Raw genomic sequence first — 20660 nt, forward strand, 5'->3', positions numbered from 1 at the left:
GAAGTACTGAATGTCCAGATTCTTTATCGACCGGCCGATCTTCGCCTGGGTGATCGCCTTGGTGATCATGCTGGCGGGTGGCCTGTCCATCCTCAAGCTGCCGATCAACCAGTATCCAAGCATCGCGCCGCCCGCCGTTTCCATCCAGGTCAGCTACCCGGGCGCCTCTGCGCAGACGGTGCAGGACACCGTGGTACAGGTGATCGAACAGCAGCTCAATGGTATCGACGGGCTGCGCTATGTCAGCTCGGCCAGCAACTCCGACGGCAGCATGGAAATCGTCGTGACCTTCGAACAGGGGGTCAACCCGGACATCGCTCAGGTCCAGGTGCAGAACAAACTGCAACTGGCCACTCCGTTGTTGCCGCAGGAAGTACAGCAACAGGGCATCCGCGTGACCAAGTCGGTGAAGAACTTCCTCATGGTCATCGGCGTGGTGTCGAAAGACGGCAGCATGACCCGTGAGGACCTCTCCGACTACATCGTTTCCAACCTGCAGGACCCGATCTCGCGGACCAAGGGCGTCGGTGACTTCCAGGTGTTCGGCGCGCAGTACGCCATGCGCATCTGGCTCGATCCGGCCAAGCTCAACAGTTTCCAGCTGACTCCGGTCGATGTGCGCAGCGCCATCCAGGCGCAGAACGTGCAGATTTCCTCGGGCCAGTTCGGCGGCCTGCCCGCCTCGCCGGGCAACCAGCTCAACGCCACCATCATCGGCAAGACCCGCCTGCAGACCCCGGAAGAGTTCCGCAAGATCCTCCTCAAGGTGCAGGCCGACGGTTCCCAGGTGCGCCTCGGTGACATCGCCAAGGTCGAGCTCGGCGGCGAAAACTACGCGATCAACGCGCAGTTCAACGGCCTGCCGGCTTCCGGCCTGGCGATTCGCCTGGCCACCGGTGCCAACGCCCTGGACACCGCCAAGGCGGTGCGGGAGACCATCGCCAATCTCGAGCCGTTCTTCCCGGCCGGCATGGAAGTGGTCTTCCCCTACGACACCACGCCGGTGATCTCGGCCTCCATCGAAGGGGTGGTACACACCCTGTTCGAGGCCATCGTGCTGGTGTTCCTGGTGATGTTCCTGTTCCTGCAGAACCTGCGCGCCACCATCATCCCGACCATGGCGGTGCCGGTGGTACTGCTCGGCACCTTCGGCGTGCTCGCCGCGTTCGGCTTCTCCATCAACACCCTGACCATGTTCGCCATGGTACTGGCGATCGGCCTGCTGGTGGACGACGCCATCGTGGTGGTAGAGAACGTCGAACGGGTGATGCGTGAGGAAGGCCTGTCGCCCAAGGAGGCAACCAAGAAATCCATGGGCCAGATCCAGGGCGCGCTGGTCGGTATCGCCCTGGTGTTGTCGGCGGTGTTCCTGCCGATGGCATTCTTCGGCGGCTCCACCGGGGTGATCTACCGGCAGTTCTCCATCACCATCGTCTCGGCCATGTCGCTGTCGGTGCTGGTGGCACTGGTCTTCACCCCGGCGCTGTGCGCCACCCTGCTCAAGCCCATCGATAGTGACCACCACGAAGCCAAACGCGGCTTCTTCGGCTGGTTCAACCGCACCTTCGAGCGCGGCAGCATTGCCTATCAGCGCGGCGTTGCGGGCATGATCAAACGCAAGGCGCCGTACCTGATCCTGTATCTGGTCATCGTCGCCATCATGGCCTGGATGTTCACCCGCATCCCCACCGCGTTCCTCCCCGAGGAAGACCAGGGCGTATTGTTCGCCCAGGTGCAGACGCCGTCCGGCTCCAGCGCCGAGCGTACCCAGGTGGTGGTCGACGAGATGCGTGAATACCTGCTCAACGACGAGGCCAGCACGGTCAAATCGGTGTTCACCGTTACCGGCTTCAACTTCGCCGGCCGCGGCCAAAGCTCCGGTATGGCCTTCATCATGCTCAAGCCCTGGGGCGAACGTCCGGGTGAGGAGAATGGCGTAGCCGCACTGGCGCAACGGGCGCAGATGCACTTCTTCAGCTTCCGTGATGCGATGGTGTTCGCCTTCGCCCCGCCGGCGGTGATGGAGATGGGTAACGCCACCGGTTTCAACTTCTTCCTGCAGGACCAGGCCGGCGTCGGTCACCAGGTGATGAACGAAGCACGCGACAAGTTCCTGCAACTGGCCAACCAGCATCCGGTGCTCGACAGCGTGCGCGCCAACGGCCTGCGCGACGAAGCGCAGTACCAGCTGCTGATCGACGACGAGCGCGCCCGCGCCCTCGGCCTGTCGCTGTCGGACATCAACAGCACCCTGTCGATCGCCTGGGGTGCCAGTTACGTCAACGACTTCATCGACCGTGGACGGGTGAAGAAGGTCTACCTGCAGGGTGTGTCCGAAGCCCGCATGGCGCCGGAAGACCTGAACAAGTGGTACGTGCGCAACGACCAGGGCCGGATGGTGCCGTTCAGTGCCTTCGCCAGTGGCGAGTGGACCTACGGCCCGCCCAAGCTGGCACGCTACAACGGCGTCTCGGCGGTGGAAATCCTCGGTGCGCCGGCGCCCGGCTACAGTACCGGTGATGCCATGGCCGCCGTCGAGGAGATCGCGTCGCAGTTGCCACAGGGTGTCGGCTACTCCTGGACCGGCCTGTCCTACGAGGAACGCCTGGCCGGCTCGCAGACGCTTGCGCTGTTCGTGATCTCCGCCATCGTCGTGTTCCTCTGCCTGGCAGCCCTGTACGAGAGCTGGTCGATCCCGTTCTCGGTGATGCTGGTGGTGCCGCTGGGGATCATCGGCGCGCTGTTGTTCACCGAGCTGCGCGGGCTGTCCAACGACGTGTTCTTCAAGGTCGGCCTGCTCACCACCATTGGTCTGTCGGCGCGTAACGCGATCCTCATCGTCGAATTCGCCAAGGCGCAATACGAACAGGGCATGACCTTCGCCGAAGCGGCCATCGAAGCCTGCCGCATGCGTCTGCGCCCGATCATCATGACCTCGCTGGCATTTATCCTCGGCTGCCTGCCGCTGGCCATCGCCAGCGGTGCCGGTGCCGGCAGCAAGCACGCCATCGGCACCGGGGTGATCGGCGGCATGCTCAGCGCGATGGTTCTGGCGATCTTCTGGATTCCGCTGTTCTACGTAGTGGTCTGCTCGATATTCGAGAAAAAGCGCCCCGAGCCGACCAGTGAAAACGAGAAGGAGGTACTGCAATGAGGCAGTCCCTGTTGTCCCTGGCCGTGGCCGCCGCTCTGCTCAGCGGCTGCAGCCTGATTCCCGACTATCAGCGCCCCGAAGCCCCGGTGGCCGCCGACTGGCCGCAAGGCCAGGCCTATGGCAGCGCCGCCAGCGAGGGCAGCCGCGCGGCGGCCGACCTGCAATGGCGCGAGTTCTTCCGTGACCCGGCGCTGCAGCAGCTGGTGCAGGTAGCGCTGGAGAACAACCGCGACCTGCGCGTCGCCGCGCTGAATGTCGAAGCCTACCGCGCGCTGTACCGCATCCAGCGCGCCGACCTGCTGCCCTCGGTTTCCGCCGATGGCGCCGGCACCCGCCAGCGCCTGCCGGCCGATCTGAACCAGACCGGCGAAGCCCGCACCAGCGGCCAGTACAGCGCGACCCTAGGCGTCAACGCCTGGGAGCTGGACTTTTTTGGCCGTATCCGCAGCCTCAGCGAGCAGGCCCTGCAGCAGTACCTGGCTACCGAACAGGCGCAGCGCAGCACGCAGATCAGCCTGGTGGCCAGCGTCGCCAACGCCTACCTGCAATGGCAGGCAGATCAGGCGCTGCTGCAGCTGACCCAGGACACCCTGAAGACCTTTGAAGAAAGCTACCAGCTGACCCAACGCAGCTTCGACGTGGGCGTCGCCGACGCCCTGGCCCTGAGCCAGGCGCGCAGCTCGGTGGACAGCGCCCGCGTCAGCCTGGCCCAGTACCAGCGCCTGGTCGCCCAGGATCGCAACGCCCTGACCCAACTGCTCGGCACCGGCCTGCCGGCCGACCTGCCGCAGGGCCTGGCGCTCAATGCCGAACTGCTGGAACAGGTTCCGGCCGGCCTGCCCGCCGACCTGCTGCAGCGGCGCCCTGACCTGCTGCAAGCCGAGTACCAGCTCAAGGCGGCCAACGCCAATATCGGCGCAGCGCGCGCGGCGTTCTTCCCCAGCATCAGCCTGACCGCCAATGCCGGCACCGCCAGCAGCCAACTGTCCGGCCTGTTCGACAGCGGCTCGGGCACCTGGCTGTTCCAGCCGCAGATCAGCCTGCCGATCTTCAACGCCGGCCGCCTGCGCGCCAACCTCGACTATGCCGAGCTGCAAAGCGATATCCGCGTCGCCGAGTATGAGAAAGCCATCCAGGTGGCCTTCCAGGAAGTCGCTGACCGCCTCGCCGCACGCACCACCTATCGCCAACAGCTGGACGCCCAACGCGCCCTGCTGGAGACCACCGAGACCTACTACGACTTGGCCGAGCGCCGCTACCGCACGGGTGTGGACAGCTATCTGACCCTGCTCGATGCCCAGCGCCAGCTGTTCAGCGTGCGCCAGCAGCTGATCACCGACCGCCTGGCCCAGCTCAGCAGCGAAGTCGAGCTGTACAAGGCCCTGGGTGGTGGCTGGAGCGATACGGGGAGCAATGCTCCACAAGGTTGACCGCGCGTAACCCGCTTCAAGGACGACCTTCCCCAACGCGCCGCCCCCGCAGTCTTTGCGGGGGCGTTTTTTTTGCTGGGTTACGACGTTTCGTAGCCCGGATGAAATCCGGGGGCCGGGAACGCTGCGTGTCGGCGATTAGGACTGGCCTGCGGCTAATGCCTGCCGGTTAAGGTTTTCTAGACGATGCCGCTGCATCGAGTCGTAATTCAGAACACTAGGCTTCGCGGACGAGTCCGCTCCCCACAGGGATAGCCGTACCCGCTGCGAGCGCTGAACAACTGTGGGAGCGGACTTGTCCGCGATAGCTCTTTGACTCACAAGCGCCATCCGCTGCTGCTTGATCAACTGAAAATGCCGCAATCCTGTAGTGCCGTGCCGCCGCTCAGCCCAACGCAGCCAACAACTGCGCGCAATCCTGCGCATGCAGCCCGGTCAGCTCCGGCCAGGGGTTGTCCGGCAGGTTGACCAGCACCCCGCGCGCGCCCGCAGCCTGGGCGCATTCCAGGTCGAAGCGGTAGTCGCCGACCATCACCAGTTCCTGCGGCTTGACCGCCCAGCGCTCGGCCAGATGCAGCAAACCGCCCGGATGCGGCTTGGGCGGTGCTTCATCGCGGCCGAGGATATCGGCCGTGGCGAAGCAGTCATCCAGGCCGATGGCCTGCAGCGTCAGCAACGCCAACGGATGGGCATTGCGAGTCAGGATGCCGAGCTGGCAGCCGCGCTCGCACAGCGCCCTCACCAGCTCGATGGCCCCTGGTGCCGGGCGTGAGGCCACTGCCAGCTCGCGTTCGTGCTCCAGCAGCCAGGCATGCTTGGCTGCTGCCTCGTCTGCCGGTAGCGCCGCCAGGTGGTGGAGGATGTCGTCTTCCTGAGGAATGCCCAGCGCCCGCTTGATCGCCGGGAAATCATGCACCGCCAGGGTCAGGGTGCCGTCCATGTCGAACACCCAGTGACGTGCTTCGCGCAGTACCTTCACTTCCAGTCCTCGCGCACGCGCGTCAGCCCCTCCTGAGCCACCGACGCGACCAGCTCGCCCTGGCGGTTGTAGATGCTGGCGCGGGAGAAACCACGAGCATTGCCCGCCCAGGGGCTGTCCATGGCATACAGCAACCAGTCGTCCATGCGCAGGTTGCGGTGGAACCACAGCGAATGGTCGAGACTCGCCACCTGCATGAATTTCTGGAACACCGACACGCCATGCGGCTGCATCGAGGTGGTCAGCAGATTGAAGTCACTGGCATAGGCCAGCAGGTACTTGTGCAACTGCGGGTCGTCCGGCAGCTCGCCAGCGGCGCGGAACCATACGTACTTGACCGGTTCGCAAGGCTGCGGAGCAAAGGGGTTGATCAGGGTGACCGGGCGAATCTCGATGGGTTTGTCGCTGATCGCACGCTCGCGCATGCGCTCGGGAATCATCGGCGCCACCATTCGCGCCAGATCGGTTTCCGACTTCAAGCCCTCGGGGCCGGGTACGTCCGGCATCTGGCTCTGGTGGTGGAAGCCCTCTTCTTCATATTGAAACGACGCACTGCAGAAGAAGATCGGCTTGCCCTTCTGCACCGCCACCACGCGACGGGTGCTGAAGCTGCCACCATCGCGGGTACGCTCGACCTGATAGACCACCGGCAGGCTGGCATCGCCAGGGCGCAGGAAGTAGCCGTGCATGGAATGCACGTGACGCGCTTCCTCGACCGTCTGGCTGGCAGCGGAGATGCACTGGCCAAGCACCTGGCCGCCGAATAGCTGGCGAAAACCAAGATCCTGGCTGCGGCCACGGAACAGGTTTTCCTCGATCTGCTCCAGGCTGAGCAGCGCCACCAGATCATCGAGAACCTGAGTCATGGGGTGTCGTCTCCTTGCATGGGGGTATACGCAATTGCGGGTAGGCCGGCAGCGATGTCAGGCGTTCATCCCAAACGGCGCGGCCAAGGGTGAAATGGTAAAGACTTTGCAGCCCGCTGTCGGCATCTCCAAGCAGCTCACGCAAAGCATCGTCGAAATAGCAACCGATGCCCGTACCGGAAAGCCCTGCCGCTTCGGCTTCCAGATAGAGCAACTGACCAATCTGGCCACACTCCCAGTAGAGCCTGGGATAGCGCCAGTCGCCATTGGCCACCACGCGTTCCACCCGCGCCAGCATGGCCAAGGCCACGCAGCCATCGGCGGCGATGTCCTGGCCGCAACTGAGAAATCCCGCCAGACCACGGGCATCGCCTTCGAGCAGGCGGTACAGCGGCAGCTCGGCATCCACTCGCTGCCATTGGTAATCCTCGCGTAGCGGCTGTACACCGTTGCCCGTGCGATCCAGCCAGTACAACCCCGGCGCCAGCCCCTGCACGCGGTGCACGAAGAGCAGCAGATCGATCTCGCTCGGCTCGCCGCTCACGGCGAAGGGTACCGGCGAGCGCTGCGGCAGCAGGCGACGCAGCCAGGCCAGCAGCAGTTCGGCCTGGATGCCGCTGCGGCCATCCATGGCCTGCGCACTGCGCCGGCGATGCAGGATCGGCCGCAGTGGCAGGCCGGGGTTGTCATTGCGAACGCTGGCTGCATCCGCGCTCCAGGCAGCGCGCCCACGTGCCGGCGCGCGGCACAGTGCGTGTACGCGTTGCAACTCGGGCCAGTGGCGATACTCGCGCGACAGACGATTGGGCGCCCCAATCCGCTCGAGGTGCGCCAACCCGTTCAGCAGGGTTTCGGGCAGCGCGAACTCCATCGTTTGCGCCGGGCCGATCCACAGCAGGCAGTCGCCGTGTTCGGCCTCATGAAAGTCGTCTCCGTCCAGTCCCAGCAGGCCGTCCAGACGAGCCTCGGCCACGCCATGCAGCATGCGCACCTGCCACCCCTGCACGCTAGCGGCGATGGCTAGCGCCGCCAGGGCATGCCCCAGGTCGTGCTGGCAGTAACGGTAGGCGCGCTCACCATACTTCCAGGCCTCGCGCCAGACGATGCTGCTCAGCCCCAGGAGAAAGCCACCGGGCGGCAGACTGTCGGCAAGCTGCCGGCCAAGCGGCGGCGGTAGCTCGCTGCGCACCTCCAGCGCATGCATATCCGGCGCGTAGTGGGCCAGCACACCGCCCTCATCCACGCCCCCCGGCGGCAGCAACAGATAGGCCTCGGTCGGGTGCAGATTGCCGGATGACGGGTTGCCCCGCAGCGCCCAGCGGCTGCCGCCAGCCTCCTTCCAGGCAGAGATAGCCAGGCTGTCGTACAGCAGCTGCGAGATGCTGGCCAGATCCACTGGCGCGGGTGCTGCCTGCGGACCGGCGAATACAGTGTCGTACGCTGGCCCCTCTTCCATCGGGCGGTGGTACAGCTCGATCAGCCGTGCGCCCTCGTAGCGGCGAAACGGCGCGGGCTGAGTCGCCCAATCCAGACGTCCCGGCCCCGGCGCGAAACGTTCAGGCTCATGCTTGCTGAGCTGGTGATAGGCAAGCACCTCGCTCATTGCTGCGCCTGCCACTGCTCACGGCGGATGCGATAGAGCACGTGAGGTTGCATCGGGTGGCCATCCGGCACACGCGGATGGAGAAAATCGCCACTTTCGTCACGCTGCATGCCGATACTGCGCATCACCGCCTGCGACGGCAGGTTGGCCGACGCGGTAAAGCTCACCACCTCGTCCAGCGCGAGGCGTTCGAACGCCACAGCCAGTGCCGCACGCGCCGCCTCGCTGGCATAGCCCTGGCGCCAGTGCGCCCGAGCAAGACGCCAGCCAATTTCCACAGCCGGTACGAAGGGCGCCTCGAAACCGACCTGAGCCAGACCGGTGAAACCGATCAGCTCGCCGTCGTCGCGCCGCTCCAGTGCCCAGAAGGTGAACCCATGTTGCTCGTGATGTGCACGCAAGCGCGCCAGCAACTGGGCACTCTGCTCGGCATCCAGCGGCTCAGGGAAATGGCGCATCACCTCGATATCGGCATTCAGCGCGACCAGCGCCGGCAGATCAGTGGCGCGCCAGGCCCGCAGCAACAGGCGCTCGGAGGAGGTTTCGATCAGGGGCATGGCAGTTGTCTCGATTGGCTGCGACCATACGTCGTCAATTCGCTTGAGCCGTCATTGTATGCCGCTACCGCTGGTCTACCACGAGGATTACAGCCCGCCCTTCCCGGCCGGGCATCGTTTCCCCATGGAGAAATTCCGCCTGCTGCGCGATCACCTGGTCGATAGCGGCCTGACCAGCGATGCCGAACTGCAACGCCCGGAGCTGTGCCCGGCGGAGATTCTCGCCCTGGTTCATTGCCCGGACTACATCGCCCGCTACATGGCCGGCGAGCTGCCCTCCGAGGATCAGCGCCGTCTCGGCCTGCCCTGGAGCGAAGCGCTGGCGCAGCGCACCGTGCGCGCCGTGGGCGGCTCGTTGCTGACCGCCGAACTGGCGCTGCGTCACGGCCTGGCCTGCCACCTGGCTGGCGGCACGCACCATGCGCACTATGACTTTCCCTCGGGTTTCTGCATCTTCAACGACCTGGCGGTGATCGCCCGTTACCTGCTCGAAGCGGGTCGCGTGCACCGCGTGCTGATCTTCGACTGCGACGTGCACCAGGGCGACGGCACCGCACGGCTGCTGGAAAACGAGCCGGACGCGATCACCGTATCGCTGCACTGCGAACAGAACTTCCCGGCGCGCAAGGCGCAGAGCGACTGGGACATCCCCCTGCCACGCGGCATGGGCGACGCCGATTACCTGAAGGTGGTGGACGACACGCTGAACTACCTGCTGCCGATCTACCAGCCGGACCTAGTGCTCTACGACGCAGGTGTCGACGTGCATAAAGACGATGCCCTGGGCTACCTGCAACTCACCGACGCCGGCCTGGCCGCCCGCGATGAAGCCGTGCTGCAGCACTGCCTGGGGCGCGACATTCCGGTGCTGGGGGTGATAGGCGGCGGTTACTCGAAGGATCACGTCGCCCTCGCCCGCCGCCACGGCATCCTCCATCACAGCGCCGCAAGGGTGTGGGCGGCGCGAGGGTTGCGCTAAGGATCAGCCGGCCTGCACCTTGTCCAACGCCTGCTCCAGTGTGGTCACGGTGCGTTCGATATTACCCAGCTTGTCCAGCCCGAACAGACCAAGGCGGAAGGTCTGGAAGTCCGCCGGCTCGTCGCATTGCAGCGGCACGCCGGCGGCGATCTGCAGGCCGATGGCGGCGAACTTGGCGCCGGTCTTGATCTGCGCGTCATCGGTGTAGCAGACCACCACGCCCGGCGCCTCGAAGCCCTTGGCCGCGACGCTCTTGAAGCCCCGTGCAGCCAACAGGGCGCGCACACGGTCACCGAGTTCCTGTTGTTGCTGGCGCACCTTGGCGAAACCGATGGCCTTGGCCTCCAGCATGGCGTCACGGAAGCGCGCCAGAGCATCGCTGGGCATGGTGGCGTGGTAAGCGTGGCCGCCCTGTTCGTAGGCCTGCATGATCTGCAGCCACTTCTTCAGGTCACAGGCGAAGCTGGTGCTCTGGGTCGCCTCGACGCGCGCCTGTGCGGCTTCGCTCAGCATCACCAGGGCGCAGCAGGGCGAGGCGCTCCAGCCCTTCTGCGGGGCGCTGATCAGCACGTCGATGCCACAGGCCCGCATGTCCACCCAGAGGGTGCCGGAGGCGATGCAGTCGAGCACGAACAGGCCACCGACGGCATGTACCGCATCGCTCACCGCGCGCAGGTAATCATCCGGCAGGATCATGCCCGAAGAGGTTTCCACGTGCGGGGCGAACACCACCTGTGGTTTCTCGGCGGCAATGGTCGCCAGCACCTCGTCCAGCGGCGCCGGCGCGAAGGCGGCTTGCGGGCCGTCGGCGACCGGGCGCGCCTTGAGCACCTGGGCCTCGGCTGGAATGCGGCCCATGTCGAAAATCTGCGTCCAGCGGTAGCTGAACCAGCCGTTGCGTATCACCAGGCACTTCTGTTCCGTCGCCAACTGCCGCGCCACCGCTTCCATGCCGTAGGTGCCGCTGCCCGGCACCACTGCCACGGCATGGGCGTTGTAGACCTGTTTCAGGGTGGCGGAGATATCGCGCATCACACCCTGAAACGACTGCGACATATGGTTCAGCGAGCGGTCGGTGTAGACCACCGAATATTCGATCAGGCCATCGGGATCGATGTCGGGACAGATTTGGGACATGGCAGGCTCCAGCCGAAAAAGGTTCGAACAGAACCTGCCCCAACCCCGAGCAAATGACAAGGCCGCAAGGCTCTCGGGTAGAATGCGCAGCCTTTCTCCTACCTGCTCACCGCCATGACCACAGCCACCAAGCCCACCGCTCATCACGTCGCCATCATCGGCGGCGGCCCCGCCGGGCTGATGGCTGCCGAAGTGCTGGCGCAAGGCGGTGTGTGCGTGGAGCTGTTCGACGCCATGCCCTCGGTGGGGCGCAAGTTCCTGCTGGCCGGCGTCGGTGGCATGAACATCACCCACTCCGAGCCCAAGGATGCCTTTATCGGCCGCTACGGCGAGCGCCAGGCCGAGGTCGCGGCGCTGCTGCGCGAGTTCGATGCCGATGCCCTGCGTGCCTGGATTCACGGCCTGGGCATCGACACCTTCGTCGGCACCTCCGGCCGCGTATTCCCCAGCGACATGAAGGCCGCGCCGCTGCTGCGTGCCTGGCTGCGCCGCCTGCGCGAGCTGGGGGTGGCGATCCATACCCGCAGCCGCTGGCTGGGCTGGAACGATGACGGCAGCCTGCGTATTGCCGGGCCGGACGGCGAACGCGCCGTGGCCGCCGATGCCTGCCTGCTGGCCTTGGGTGGCGGCAGTTGGGCGCGCCTGGGCTCAGACGGCGCCTGGGTGCCGCTGCTGCAGGCGCGCGGCATCGAGGTGGCGGCGCTGAAACCGAGCAACTGCGGCTTCGAGGTCGCCGGATGGAGCGACCATCTGCGGGAAAAATTCGCCGGTGCGCCGCTGAAGAATGTCGCCCTCAGCCTGCCCGACCAGCCCGCCCGCATCGGTGAATTCGTGCTGACGGCTGGCGGTTTCGAAGGCAGCCTGGTGTACGCCTTTTCCGCCGATATCCGTCGCGCCATCGAGGCCGATGGCCAGGCGCTGATCCACCTCGATCTGCTGCCGCAGATGCCACTGACCAAGGTGCAACAGGCGCTGGCCAAGCCACGCGGCAAGCACTCGATGGCCAAACACCTGCATCGCCAGGCCGGTCTCGAAGGCGTGAAAGCCGCATTGCTGCGCGAACTGGCGCCGGCCGCAGCCTTTGCCGAGCCGGTCGATCTGGCACTCTGGATCAAGGCGCTGCCCATCACCCTGCTGCGTACCCGGCCGCTGGACGAGGCGATCAGCAGCGCCGGCGGCGTGCCCTTCGCGGCACTGGATGACGGTCTGATGCTCAAGGCACTGCCCGGCGTGTTCTGCGCCGGCGAGATGCTCGACTGGGAAGCGCCCACCGGCGGCTATCTACTCACTGCGTGTTTCGCCAGCGGGCGGGTCGCGGCGCAGGGCGTACTCGACTGGTTACAAGCCGTGTAGTTGTGGCGGGCCGGGCGGCGCTCCGCTTCAGCCCACCAAAGCTGGCCGCTGTCGGTGGGCTGAAGCCCACCCTACGGACTGGCTAAGGCCGTAGGGCGGGTGCAACCCGCCATATCCGGTTGGCGGGTTTAACCCGCCCTACGCCTGAAAAACCGCTGAAACCACTGTGACGCCGCACGGGCTGCGACTATGCTGAGCTTCAGCGCTCTCCCACACAGGTAATCCTCCGCCGTGATCCCGCTGCTGGTCTGCGACGACTCCAATATGGCGCGCAAGCAATTGATCCGCGCCTTGCCGGCTGAATGGCCAGTTTCCCTCAGTCAGGCGAGCAACGGCGAGGAGGCGCTGGCGCTGATCCGCCAGGGCCTGGGCCAAGTCATGCTGCTCGACCTGACCATGCCGGTGCTCGACGGCTACCAGACCCTCGCGGCGCTACGCGCCGAAGCACTCAAGAGCCAGGTCATCGTGGTGTCCGGCGACGTGCAGGAAGAAGCCGTGCGTCGCGTACGCGAACTGGGTGCGCTGGCATTCATCAAGAAACCAGCCGATCCGGAAATCCTGCGCCAGACGCTGATCGATCTGAAACTGTTCGACCCTCAGGCCACACCGGCCGCGCAGGCCCAGGCTGCGGCATTGTCGGAGCTCAAGGTCAGCTTCCGTGATGCCCTGCGCGAGGTGAGCAACGTCGCCATGGGTCGCGCCGCTGCGCTGCTGGCCAAGGTGCTCGGAGTATTCGTGCAGCTGCCGGTGCCACAGGTGAACATCTTCGAGGTCAGCGAACTGCACATGACCCTGCTCGACGCCCAACGCGGCGAGCGCTTCAGCGCCATCTGCCAGGGCTTCATCGGCGAAGCCATCGCCGGCGAAGCGCTGCTGCTGTTCCATGATTCGGAAGTGAACGACATGGCGCGCCTGCTCGGCTGGCAGCCAAAGAACGAAGCGGAAACCTCGGAGATGCTCCTGGATCTGGCCAGCATCCTGATCGGTGCCTGCCTGGCCGGCGTCGCCGAGCAGCTCGACCTGCGTTTCTCCCAGGGCCACCCGCAATTGCTCGGCCAGCACGCCAGCCTCGACCAGATCATCCAGGTCAACCGCCAGCGCTGGCGCAAGACCCTAGCCGTGGAGATCAGCTACAGCCTGGAGGGCCACGCCATTCATTTCGACCTGCTGCTGTTGTTCACCGAAGACTCGATCAAGCGCCTGACCGCCAAGATCGGCTACCTGATGGAGTAAGGCCATGCCCGCGCAGATCGATATCAAGGAAGTCCACTGGCTGCTCGACATCGTGCAGTGCATCGACGTCGGCGTGGTAGTGCTCGACCGCCAGTACCGCGTCGAGGTGTGGAACGCCTTTATGGAAAACCACTCGGGATTGGGCCCGGATCAGGTACAGGGCCGCTCCTTGTTCGAGCTGTTCCCCGACATCGACCGCCCCTGGCTGGAACGCAAGGTGGAAAGCGTGGTGCAACTGGGCACGCGTGCGTTCAGCCTGTGGCAGCAACGCCCCTACCTGATGCGTTTCAAAAGCTACCAGCCGATCACCGGCCAGGCCGACTTCATGTACCAGAACGTTACCCTGCTGCCGCTGGCCGGCCAGCCAGTGGAGCACGTGTGCCTGGTAATCTACGACATGACCGCCGCCGCCGTGGCCGCGCGAACGACTCAATGATGCCACCGTAGCCCGGATGCATCGATGCTCCCGGATTGCATCCGGGCTACGGTTCTGACGAAAAAGGGATTTACATGCTGCGCAGCGTCGAACTGAAAACCTTCGTCCCGGCACGGGACTTCACCCTGAGCATGGATTTCTACCAGGCCATGGGCTTCAAGCCCGGCTGGTCGGACGAACAGATGGCGTACTTCAGCCACGGCGATCACTGCGCCTTCCTGTTGCAGAACTTCTACGTCAAGGAGCAGGCGGAGAACTTCGTCATGCACCTGCTGGTGGAGGAAGTCGATGCCTGGTGGCAGCAGATTCAGGCAGCGCGCCTTGACGAGCGTTTCGGTACGCGGCTGATCGCGCCGCAGGACCAGCCCTGGGGCATACGCGAGTTCATGGTGTTCGACCCCAGCGGCGTGCTCTGGCGAATCGGCCAGAACATCTAAGCAGTCGCGGCTAAAGCCCCTCCCACATCGGAAGACATGCGCCTGTGGGAGCGGCTGAGCGGCATCCGCTTTAGCCGCGAGCCTTTTGCAGACTACTTCTTGCCGCCCTTGGGCTTGCTGCCGAAGCTCGGTACCTTGCGTACCGCCTTGGCCTTGGGCTTGGCGTCCTCTTCCTCGAACCAGCGGCCAAGGTGGATATTGCCCTTACCGCCTGCCTTGCCCGCGCCGGGGATCAGCTTCTGCTTGGGCTTCTTGGGTTTCTTCAGCACCTGGCCGCCGACCGCCGTCAGCGGTACGCGGTGATCGGGAATGAAGTCCGGCTCGTCGACACGTTTGATCAACTGCTGGGTCAGGTTCTCGATCGCCGCCAACTGGTCGACTTCGTCGGCGCAGACCAGCGAGATCGCCTCACCCGTGCTGCCCGCGCGACCGGTACGGCCGATGCGGTGCACGTAGTCTTCGGCGTTGATCGGCAGGTCGAGGTTGACCACCAGCGGCAGGTCGTCGATATCCAGGCCGCGTGCGGCCACGTCGGTGGCCACCAGGATCTGCACCTCACCGGCCTTGAAGCGCTCCAGTGCACGCAGGCGGCTGGGCTGCGGCTTGTCGCCGTGGATCGAGTCGGCAGCCACGCCCATGGCCAGCAGTTCCTGTTCGAGCTGATCGACACCCTTGCGGGTCTTGGCGAACACCAGCACCTGGCCCCAACGCTTGACCTGCAACAGGTGCAGGAACAGCTCGCTCTTGCGCTTCTTGTCTACCGGGATCAGCCACTGTTTGACGGTCTTGGCGGCGGCATTGCGCGGGCTGACTTCCACCGACAGCGGGTCGCGCAGCAGCTCGCCAGCCATCTGCCGGATGGCATCGGAGAAGGTGGCGGAGAACAGCAGGGTCTGGCGTTTTTTCGGCAGCGCACTGAACAGCTCGTCCAGCTCGCGGGCGAAGCCCAGGTCGAGCATGCGATCGGCCTCATCGAGGATCAGCGTCTGCAACTGAGAAAACTTCACGGCGTTCTGCCGGTACAGGTCGAGCAGCCGACCTGGCGTGGCCACCAGCACGTCGACGCCCTTGCGCAGTTTCATCATCTGCGGGTTGATGCTGACCCCGCCGTACACCGCGTAGCTGGTCAACGGCAGATGCTGGCCGTAGGCCTGGAAGCTCTGCAGCACCTGTTCGGCCAGTTCGCGAGTCGGCGTCAGCACCAGCGCACGCACACTGTTGCTGGCGACCTGCGGGCCTTCCAGGGTCAGGCGCTGCAGCAGCGGCAGGGCGAAACCGGCGGTCTTGCCGGTGCCGGTCTGCGCCGCCGCCATCAGGTCACGCCCCTTGAGCACGGCGGGTATGGCCTGGCTCTGCACCGGGGTCGGCGTCTTGTAGTCGAGGTCAGCGAGGGTGCGCAGCAGCGGCTCGATCAAACCGAGGGAGGCGAAGGTCATGGGGCAACCAGGATGGCAATGGAAACAGTCGCGCAGTTTACCCTTTCCCCACCCGTAGGAGCGGCTTCAGCCGCGAAAATCGCCGCTGCGGCTGCATGCATGAATGCAGGAGGCAGAACGAAGCAGGATGCCCGGTCGAAAGCGCCTGCCACAGGCCTCTAGCCGCGCCGAGGGCGCACGTAGCCCGGATGCAATCCGGGGCCACTGTCACCGTTTCCCCGGATTGCATCCGGGCTACGCAAGAGCGGCTTCAGGCGCGAAATTCCTCCGGCGTAGCCTCGCCAATGCAGCCTGGGACTTCGTGGGAGGGGCTTTAGCCGCGATAAAAGCTCGCGGCTAAAGCGGGATGCCGCCCAGCCGCTCCTACAGGTACGAGGAAAACCTCAGCAGGCAGTGGCCAGCAACGCCCGCACCTTGGCCGCCGAAAGGTTCTGCAACTGGCAGAGAAAGGCATGATCGGCCTGGTGCCGGCCATGGCGCTCGCGCAGCAGGCCGAACAGGTGCAGGGTCAGATTCGCCGCCATCTCGGCATCGGCCAGCGCACGGTGAGCGCGGCCAGTATCCGGCAAGCCGGCCCAGGCGTTGAGGTTGCCCAGCTTGTGACTTGGCGCCTCCGGCAGCAGACGCCGCGACAGCAGCAACGAACAGGCGAAAGGCTGCAGGCGACGGCGCCGAACGCGCGCCAGTTCGGCGTCCCAGAACTTCTGGTCGAAAGAGGCGTTATGCGCCAGCAACGGCCTTTCGCCGATGAAGTCGGCCACTTCGTTCATCACTTGGTCAGACGGCGGTGCCTTGCGCAGCATGGCGTTGCTGATGCCGGTCAGTTGCTCGATGAACGGCGGTACCCAGGCGCCACTGTTCATCAGGCTCTGGTAGCGGTCAACGATGCGCCCGCCTTCGATGATCGCCACGCCGATCTCGGTGGCGCGCGCCTGGGTCGGCGATACGCCAGTGGTTTCGAAGTCGATGACGGCGATGGATTCCACGTAAAACCTCGGAGCTGGTGAAGATGTCGTCGCGAGCGAAGGCCCCTCGCGTTGAACCTGCCTAGGGCAAGCGGAGTGCATTGAATGCGAGCAGCGCCGAAGCGCGAGATGCCGAGCGCATTACGAAGCTCTCAGTGATTTCTCAGCAACAACTCGCCTTCGATGGGCACGTACAGGCTGGCGGCACGAATCAACGACTGCGCCGTCAGCCCCGGCGCGCCGAAGGCGATGGCTTCCACGCCACGGCTGCGCACGCGCTCGAGCAACAGGTCGAAGTCACCATCGCCCGAGGCCAGGACGATCTCGTCGACGCGCTCGACCGCATCGAGCACGTCGATGGTGATGCCCACGTCCCAGTCGCCCTTGGCCGAGCCGTCGGCACGCTGGATATAGGGTTTGAGCTTCACGGTGAAACCCAGCTTGCGCAGGATCTGCTGGAACTGCTGCTGCTTGGCGTCACCACGGTCGATGGCGTAGGCATAGGCCTCGACGATCACGCCACGACGACTGACCTCGGCCCACAGCACGCTGTAGTCGAAATGGCAGCCATGCACCTGGCGCACCGTGTAGTAGAGGTTCTGCACATCGGCGAATACGGCGATCTTCTTCACCGGGAGTCCTCGGGGGTGACGAAGGCGCCAGTATGCCAGAGCTGGCGGCATCCTGCGTCCAGGGCTGGCCGGGGCGCGACGCAGCCCCTATCCTTGCCGCCATGACGCCTCTAGAACACCTCTGCCAGCGCAACCTCGACCTGCTCCAACGCCTGCAAATCAGCCATCGCCTGATCGAGCACGAAGCCGTGCTGGACTACCCCACCGCCCACGCCGTGCGCAGGCGCTTCGGCCTGCGCGGCGTGGAGAGCAAGAGCCTGTTCCTGCGCGTCGATGCGCAGCGCTACGCGATGCTGGTCACCCTTGAAGGCGCTCGCGCCGACTGGGCCAGACTCAAAGCGCTGCTCGGCAAACGCCCGCGTATCGCCAGCGATGAAGAGCTGACCGAGCACACCGGCTGCGTGCCGATGTGCGCTTGCCCATTCGGCCATGACGCCACTATCACCCTGCTGATCGACCGCGCGGTGCTGGCCTGCGACTTTCTGCTGTATTCACCCGGCCCGCCGCAGTTGACCCTGGAAGTACCTGGCGATGAACTGCCGCGCCTGCTCGCCGCGCTGCCCAATGCGCAGCTGGAGTACCCTTGAACCTATCCCGGCAACCCGCCACAGTGCGGGTACCCTGACATTTGGTAACCCGTCGATGAGCCCACTTTCCGTTTTACGCGACGCCTGGTTCTTCTCCAGCCACAACCTCGCCGCCATTGCCCGCCTGACCCTGCCGCTGTTGCTACTCGAAGCCATCGCCCAGACGATCCTCGCCGCTCAGCTCGGCGAAGGCGCCAACCCGGCCTATGGCGTGCTGCTCGGCATTCTCTTCTACCCGCTGTACGCCGCGCCGCTGATTCTCTTCCTACACGCCCGCAGCATCGGCCAGTCGCCTGGCAACGCCCAGCTGTTCGCGGCTGGCTTGCAGCTATGGCCGACCTTCGCTCTGATGACCGGCCTGAGCACCCTGGCGATCATGTTAGGCCTGTCGCTGTTCATCGTGCCGGGCATCTGGATCATGATGCGCCTGGCCTTCTCCGAATTGATCCTGGTGCTCCGCCAGGAGCCGCCACTGCGTGCCCTGCAAGCCAGTTTCACGCTGACCGACGGGCGCTTCTGGCCGGTGTTCGCCTGCCTGGCCAATGTGCTGGTGCCGCTGTGGCTGCTCGACTGGTGGACGCAGCCAAGCCAGAGCGACACCTTGCTGTGGGTGCTGCATCAGACCGGCAATGGTTTTCTGCAACTGTTCGCCATCGTCGTGCTGTTCCGCCTGTTCATGCTGCTGGAACCACAGCAGGCAGCAAATGACGAGAACAGTGACTAGGCTTGCTGTTTTCCCCGGCCCGGAGCGCGCCATGAGCGAAACCAACCCCAGCATCCTCTCTCACGTATCCATCGGCACCAACGATTTCGACGCCGCCAGCGCCTTCTACGCCAAGGTCCTGGCCACCCTCGGTTGCCGGGAAATCATGCGTCATCCCGGAGCGGTGGCCTTTGGCCGCGAGTACCCGGAATTCTGGGTACAGACGCCGATCAACGGTCAGCCGGCGACACTCGGCAACGGCAGCCACTTCGGCTTCGTCGCCCCGGACAAGGCCTCGGTGCATGCCTTTCACGAGGCAGCGCTGGCGGCCGGAGGCCAGGACGAAGGCCAGCCAGGGCCACGCCCTGACTATGGCGAGCCCTACTACGGTTGCTTCGTCAGGGATCTCGACGGCCACAAGATCGAAGCGGCCTTCTGGGACATGGAACTGATGCTGGCGGGTGCGGCGCAACACGAGCACGGCTGAGGTCGGCCTGCCTACTGATGTGCCACCACGGGCTGGTAGCGCAGCGCGGCGTTGGCGACCCAGCCTTCGCGCAGCAACTCATCGAGCGCAGCGGCCAGTGCCGGCAGGCGCTCCAGGCGCTTGCGCGAGAAGCCGATATAGAGCGCGGTGCGCGCGTCGGGGTGATAGGCGGCCCTGACGATGCGGCCGGCCAGTTCCGGAGCCAGCAAGGCGTAGTCGACCTGGCAATCGGTGCCGACCAGCACATCGAGACGACCACGCACCAGCATATCCAGCAGTTGCTGTTCGCTGCTGACACCGACCTTGTCCAGCGACCTGTCGTCGTCGAACGGCTGGAAGTACACCGATTCCAGCACGTAGCCGATGCGCAAACCGCGCAACGAGGCGTAGTCGTTCAAGCGCATGGCCAATGCCGGGCTGGCGTAGAAGCGCGGCGAGCAGGCGTAGTAAGGCACGTCCAGATAGCGAATGTAACGCTCCCGCTCGGGCGTCCTGGCCAGGCCGGTCATCAGGTCCGCAGAGCCCTGTTCCAGCGCCGCCAGGCCTCGCGCCCAGGGCGCCCGCTGCACCTCGAAGTGCAGCCCGGTACGGCGCGACAGCTCAGCGAGCAGATCGATATCCAGCCCCTGCAACTGGCCATTTTCGTCGTCCATGCGAAACGGTGGCCAAAGGTCGGTCATCACCCGCAAGGGCTCGGCTGCGCCGGCGCGGTACAGCGGCGCCAGCATCAACAGCACGAGCAGCCAGAGGCGCATCAGTGGCGCCCCAAATCCTGCGGCCGCAACCCGGACAGGCGTGGCAACAGCACGCGCTCGAAGAGCCTCGGGAAGAAGCGCGCCAGCACCCGCGCGCGCCAATCGACATTCGACAGCACCAACAGACGTCGGCGCTTTAGCGCACCCTGGTAGATGGCCTCCGCTACATCCTGCGGCGAGGCGACCTTGCCCATCGCCAGCGGTGCCTGTGCGGCCACCGAGCCGTCGCCAACCAGGGCGTTCTTGCGCAGGTCGGTAGCGGTGAAACCGGGGCACACCAGCATCACATTGACTCCCGAACCTTTGAGTTCGTAGCGCAGCGTCTCGAACATGCCATGCAGTGCATGCTTGCTGGCGTTGTAGGCACTGCGATAGAGCAACGGCGCGATGCCCGACAGCGAGCTGAGCACGATGACCTGGCCGCGGCGGGCGATCAGGCTCGGCAGCGCCGCCTGGGTACAGTGCAGGGCACCGAAATAGTTGACCGCCATGACCCGCTGGAAGACCTCCAGACTGGTCTCGGCGAAGGTGCTGCGGTGGGTGATGCCGGCATTGTTGACCAACACGTCGATCCCGCCGAAACGCTCCACCGCCAGGGCTATGGCGCGTTGCACCGCCTCGGCCTCGGCGACGTCACAGACCAGGCCAAGGGCCTCGGCGTTGTGATGGTCGGCCAGGTGCTGCACCAGGCTGTCGAGCGCTGCCTGCTGCAGGTCGAGAATCACCAGCCGCGCCCCGGCCTGCGCCAGACGCATGGCCAACGCCCTGCCGATCCCCGCGCAACCGCCGGTGATCAGCACCACCTTGCGGTCGAATACCTTGTTGGCAAAAACCTTGCGATACATGGTTGGCTCCCGGAAGCCCAGTGTCAGCGACAAACCCGATCGATCACCCGGGCTGTCGAACCTTTCGGCATGGTACTGCAGGCGCA

Annotated in this window: 20 protein-coding genes; 10 read left to right on the top strand and 10 right to left on the bottom strand. The window is 65.2% G+C overall.

All coding sequences use genetic code 11. The features are described from left to right. Positions 1-10 precede the first annotated feature (10 nt). Both EL191_RS19350 and adeC read left to right on the top strand, forming a co-directional pair. The gene (locus tag EL191_RS19350; RefSeq protein ID WP_017363614.1) at positions 11-3154 is read left to right on the top strand and encodes an efflux RND transporter permease subunit; all 3144 of its coding nucleotides are present in this window, start codon (positions 11-13) and stop codon (positions 3152-3154) included. Continuing rightward, a complete protein-coding gene (gene adeC / locus EL191_RS19355; protein WP_041980634.1) occupies positions 3151-4584 on the top strand; it encodes an AdeC/AdeK/OprM family multidrug efflux complex outer membrane factor in 1434 nt (477 codons plus the stop codon). The genes EL191_RS19350 and adeC overlap by 4 nt, the downstream gene beginning before the upstream one ends. A 385-nt stretch (positions 4585-4969) precedes the next feature. Here the strand turns inward: adeC and EL191_RS19360 are convergent, their stop codons facing one another. From EL191_RS19360 to EL191_RS19375, 4 genes are read right to left on the bottom strand one after another with little or no spacing between them, the layout of a single operon-like run. Further along, positions 4970-5563, bottom strand: coding sequence for an HAD family hydrolase (locus tag EL191_RS19360; protein ID WP_080764307.1), 594 nt, complete (start codon positions 5561-5563; stop codon positions 4970-4972). Further along, positions 5560-6429 carry an acyl-CoA thioesterase II gene (tesB, locus tag EL191_RS19365; RefSeq protein ID WP_013717112.1) on the bottom strand — a complete coding sequence of 290 codons (870 nt, stop codon included), beginning with the start codon at positions 6427-6429 and terminating at the stop codon, positions 5560-5562. The genes EL191_RS19360 and tesB overlap by 4 nt, the downstream gene beginning before the upstream one ends. Continuing rightward, positions 6410-8032 carry a SagB/ThcOx family dehydrogenase gene (locus EL191_RS19370; RefSeq protein ID WP_041980633.1) on the bottom strand — a complete coding sequence of 541 codons (1623 nt, stop codon included), beginning with the start codon at positions 8030-8032 and terminating at the stop codon, positions 6410-6412. Before EL191_RS19370 ends, tesB begins: the two co-directional genes overlap by 20 nt. Then, positions 8029-8589, bottom strand: a complete 561-nt coding sequence (locus EL191_RS19375) for a GNAT family N-acetyltransferase (protein WP_041980632.1) — start codon at positions 8587-8589, stop codon at positions 8029-8031. The genes EL191_RS19370 and EL191_RS19375 overlap by 4 nt, the downstream gene beginning before the upstream one ends. Before the next feature lie 58 nt (positions 8590-8647). On the opposite strand from EL191_RS19375, the gene EL191_RS19380 reads away from it, so the two are divergent. After that, positions 8648-9568, top strand: a complete 921-nt coding sequence (locus tag EL191_RS19380; RefSeq protein WP_041980631.1) for a histone deacetylase family protein — start codon at positions 8648-8650, stop codon at positions 9566-9568. Positions 9569-9571: 3 nt separating this feature from the next. On the opposite strand, the gene EL191_RS19385 is transcribed toward EL191_RS19380, so the two are convergent. Then, positions 9572-10705 carry an aminotransferase class V-fold PLP-dependent enzyme gene (locus EL191_RS19385; RefSeq protein ID WP_041980630.1) on the bottom strand — a complete coding sequence of 378 codons (1134 nt, stop codon included), beginning with the start codon at positions 10703-10705 and terminating at the stop codon, positions 9572-9574. A 114-nt stretch (positions 10706-10819) separates the two neighbouring features. Between EL191_RS19385 and EL191_RS19390 the strand changes: the two genes are divergently transcribed. The 4 genes from EL191_RS19390 to EL191_RS19405 all read left to right on the top strand — a co-directional run bounded on the left by EL191_RS19390 (position 10820) and on the right by EL191_RS19405 (position 14164). Further along, positions 10820-12058 carry a TIGR03862 family flavoprotein gene (locus EL191_RS19390; RefSeq protein ID WP_013717117.1) on the top strand — a complete coding sequence of 413 codons (1239 nt, stop codon included), beginning with the start codon at positions 10820-10822 and terminating at the stop codon, positions 12056-12058. A gap of 231 nt (positions 12059-12289) precedes the next feature. Next, the gene (locus EL191_RS19395; protein WP_013717118.1) at positions 12290-13291 is read left to right on the top strand and encodes a response regulator; all 1002 of its coding nucleotides are present in this window, start codon (positions 12290-12292) and stop codon (positions 13289-13291) included. A gap of 4 nt (positions 13292-13295) precedes the next feature. Next, a complete protein-coding gene (locus EL191_RS19400; RefSeq protein WP_041980629.1) occupies positions 13296-13727 on the top strand; it encodes a PAS domain-containing protein in 432 nt (143 codons plus the stop codon). 74 nt (positions 13728-13801) lie between these two features. After that, positions 13802-14164 (top strand): VOC family protein, encoded by a 363-nt coding sequence (locus EL191_RS19405; RefSeq protein ID WP_013717120.1) that lies wholly within the window; start codon positions 13802-13804, stop codon positions 14162-14164. A gap of 92 nt (positions 14165-14256) precedes the next feature. On the opposite strand, the gene EL191_RS19410 is transcribed toward EL191_RS19405, so the two are convergent. From EL191_RS19410 to EL191_RS19420, 3 genes are all read right to left on the bottom strand, one after another. Further along, positions 14257-15600: a DEAD/DEAH box helicase gene (locus tag EL191_RS19410; RefSeq protein ID WP_017363606.1), complete on the bottom strand. Its 1344-nt coding sequence runs from the start codon at positions 15598-15600 to the stop codon at positions 14257-14259. A 383-nt stretch (positions 15601-15983) separates the two neighbouring features. Further along, a complete protein-coding gene (locus EL191_RS19415) occupies positions 15984-16586 on the bottom strand; it encodes a 3'-5' exonuclease (protein WP_013717122.1) in 603 nt (200 codons plus the stop codon). A gap of 131 nt (positions 16587-16717) precedes the next feature. Further along, on the bottom strand, positions 16718-17197 hold the full coding sequence (locus tag EL191_RS19420; RefSeq protein WP_013717123.1) for a LabA-like NYN domain-containing protein: 480 nt from the start codon (positions 17195-17197) through the stop codon (positions 16718-16720). A 101-nt stretch (positions 17198-17298) separates the two neighbouring features. Between EL191_RS19420 and EL191_RS19425 the strand changes: the two genes are divergently transcribed. The 3 genes from EL191_RS19425 to EL191_RS19435 are packed head-to-tail and all read left to right on the top strand — an operon-like array spanning position 17299 to position 18974. After that, positions 17299-17784, top strand: coding sequence for a YbaK/EbsC family protein (locus EL191_RS19425; RefSeq protein WP_041980755.1), 486 nt, complete (start codon positions 17299-17301; stop codon positions 17782-17784). Positions 17785-17839: 55 nt separating this feature from the next. Next, the gene (locus EL191_RS19430; protein WP_041980628.1) at positions 17840-18508 is read left to right on the top strand and encodes a YciC family protein; all 669 of its coding nucleotides are present in this window, start codon (positions 17840-17842) and stop codon (positions 18506-18508) included. 31 nt (positions 18509-18539) lie between these two features. Continuing rightward, positions 18540-18974, top strand: a complete 435-nt coding sequence (locus EL191_RS19435; protein ID WP_013717126.1) for a VOC family protein — start codon at positions 18540-18542, stop codon at positions 18972-18974. An 11-nt stretch (positions 18975-18985) separates the two neighbouring features. Here the strand turns inward: EL191_RS19435 and EL191_RS19440 are convergent, their stop codons facing one another. Together EL191_RS19440 and EL191_RS19445 are read right to left on the bottom strand one after the other, a co-directional pair. Continuing rightward, positions 18986-19729, bottom strand: coding sequence for a substrate-binding periplasmic protein (locus EL191_RS19440; protein WP_013717127.1), 744 nt, complete (start codon positions 19727-19729; stop codon positions 18986-18988). Continuing rightward, positions 19729-20574 (bottom strand): SDR family oxidoreductase, encoded by an 846-nt coding sequence (locus EL191_RS19445; protein WP_041980627.1) that lies wholly within the window; start codon positions 20572-20574, stop codon positions 19729-19731. Before EL191_RS19445 ends, EL191_RS19440 begins: the two co-directional genes overlap by 1 nt. Positions 20575-20660 lie beyond the last annotated feature (86 nt).

This window comes from Pseudomonas mendocina, assembly GCF_900636545.1.
Taxonomy (GTDB): Bacteria; Pseudomonadota; Gammaproteobacteria; order Pseudomonadales; family Pseudomonadaceae; genus Aquipseudomonas; species Aquipseudomonas mendocina.

What these genes read in the sequence shown, in the direction of transcription:
- EL191_RS19350 (WP_017363614.1), top strand. Translation starts at nt 11, where the DNA reads ATGTCCAGATTCTTTATCGACCGGCCGATCTTCGCCTGGGTGATCGCC.
- adeC (WP_041980634.1), top strand. Translation starts at nt 3,151, where the DNA reads ATGAGGCAGTCCCTGTTGTCCCTGGCCGTGGCCGCCGCTCTGCTCAGC.
- tesB (WP_013717112.1), bottom strand. Translation starts at nt 6,429, where the DNA reads ATGACTCAGGTTCTCGATGATCTGGTGGCGCTGCTCAGCCTGGAGCAG.
- EL191_RS19370 (WP_041980633.1), bottom strand. Translation starts at nt 8,032, where the DNA reads ATGAGCGAGGTGCTTGCCTATCACCAGCTCAGCAAGCATGAGCCTGAA.
- EL191_RS19375 (WP_041980632.1), bottom strand. Translation starts at nt 8,589, where the DNA reads ATGCCCCTGATCGAAACCTCCTCCGAGCGCCTGTTGCTGCGGGCCTGG.
- EL191_RS19380 (WP_041980631.1), top strand. Translation starts at nt 8,648, where the DNA reads ATGCCGCTACCGCTGGTCTACCACGAGGATTACAGCCCGCCCTTCCCG.
- EL191_RS19385 (WP_041980630.1), bottom strand. Translation starts at nt 10,705, where the DNA reads ATGTCCCAAATCTGTCCCGACATCGATCCCGATGGCCTGATCGAATAT.
- EL191_RS19390 (WP_013717117.1), top strand. Translation starts at nt 10,820, where the DNA reads ATGACCACAGCCACCAAGCCCACCGCTCATCACGTCGCCATCATCGGC.
- EL191_RS19400 (WP_041980629.1), top strand. Translation starts at nt 13,296, where the DNA reads ATGCCCGCGCAGATCGATATCAAGGAAGTCCACTGGCTGCTCGACATC.
- EL191_RS19405 (WP_013717120.1), top strand. Translation starts at nt 13,802, where the DNA reads ATGCTGCGCAGCGTCGAACTGAAAACCTTCGTCCCGGCACGGGACTTC.
- EL191_RS19410 (WP_017363606.1), bottom strand. Translation starts at nt 15,600, where the DNA reads ATGACCTTCGCCTCCCTCGGTTTGATCGAGCCGCTGCTGCGCACCCTC.
- EL191_RS19425 (WP_041980755.1), top strand. Translation starts at nt 17,299, where the DNA reads ATGACGCCTCTAGAACACCTCTGCCAGCGCAACCTCGACCTGCTCCAA.
- EL191_RS19430 (WP_041980628.1), top strand. Translation starts at nt 17,840, where the DNA reads ATGAGCCCACTTTCCGTTTTACGCGACGCCTGGTTCTTCTCCAGCCAC.
- EL191_RS19435 (WP_013717126.1), top strand. Translation starts at nt 18,540, where the DNA reads ATGAGCGAAACCAACCCCAGCATCCTCTCTCACGTATCCATCGGCACC.
- EL191_RS19440 (WP_013717127.1), bottom strand. Translation starts at nt 19,729, where the DNA reads ATGCGCCTCTGGCTGCTCGTGCTGTTGATGCTGGCGCCGCTGTACCGC.
- EL191_RS19445 (WP_041980627.1), bottom strand. Translation starts at nt 20,574, where the DNA reads ATGTATCGCAAGGTTTTTGCCAACAAGGTATTCGACCGCAAGGTGGTG.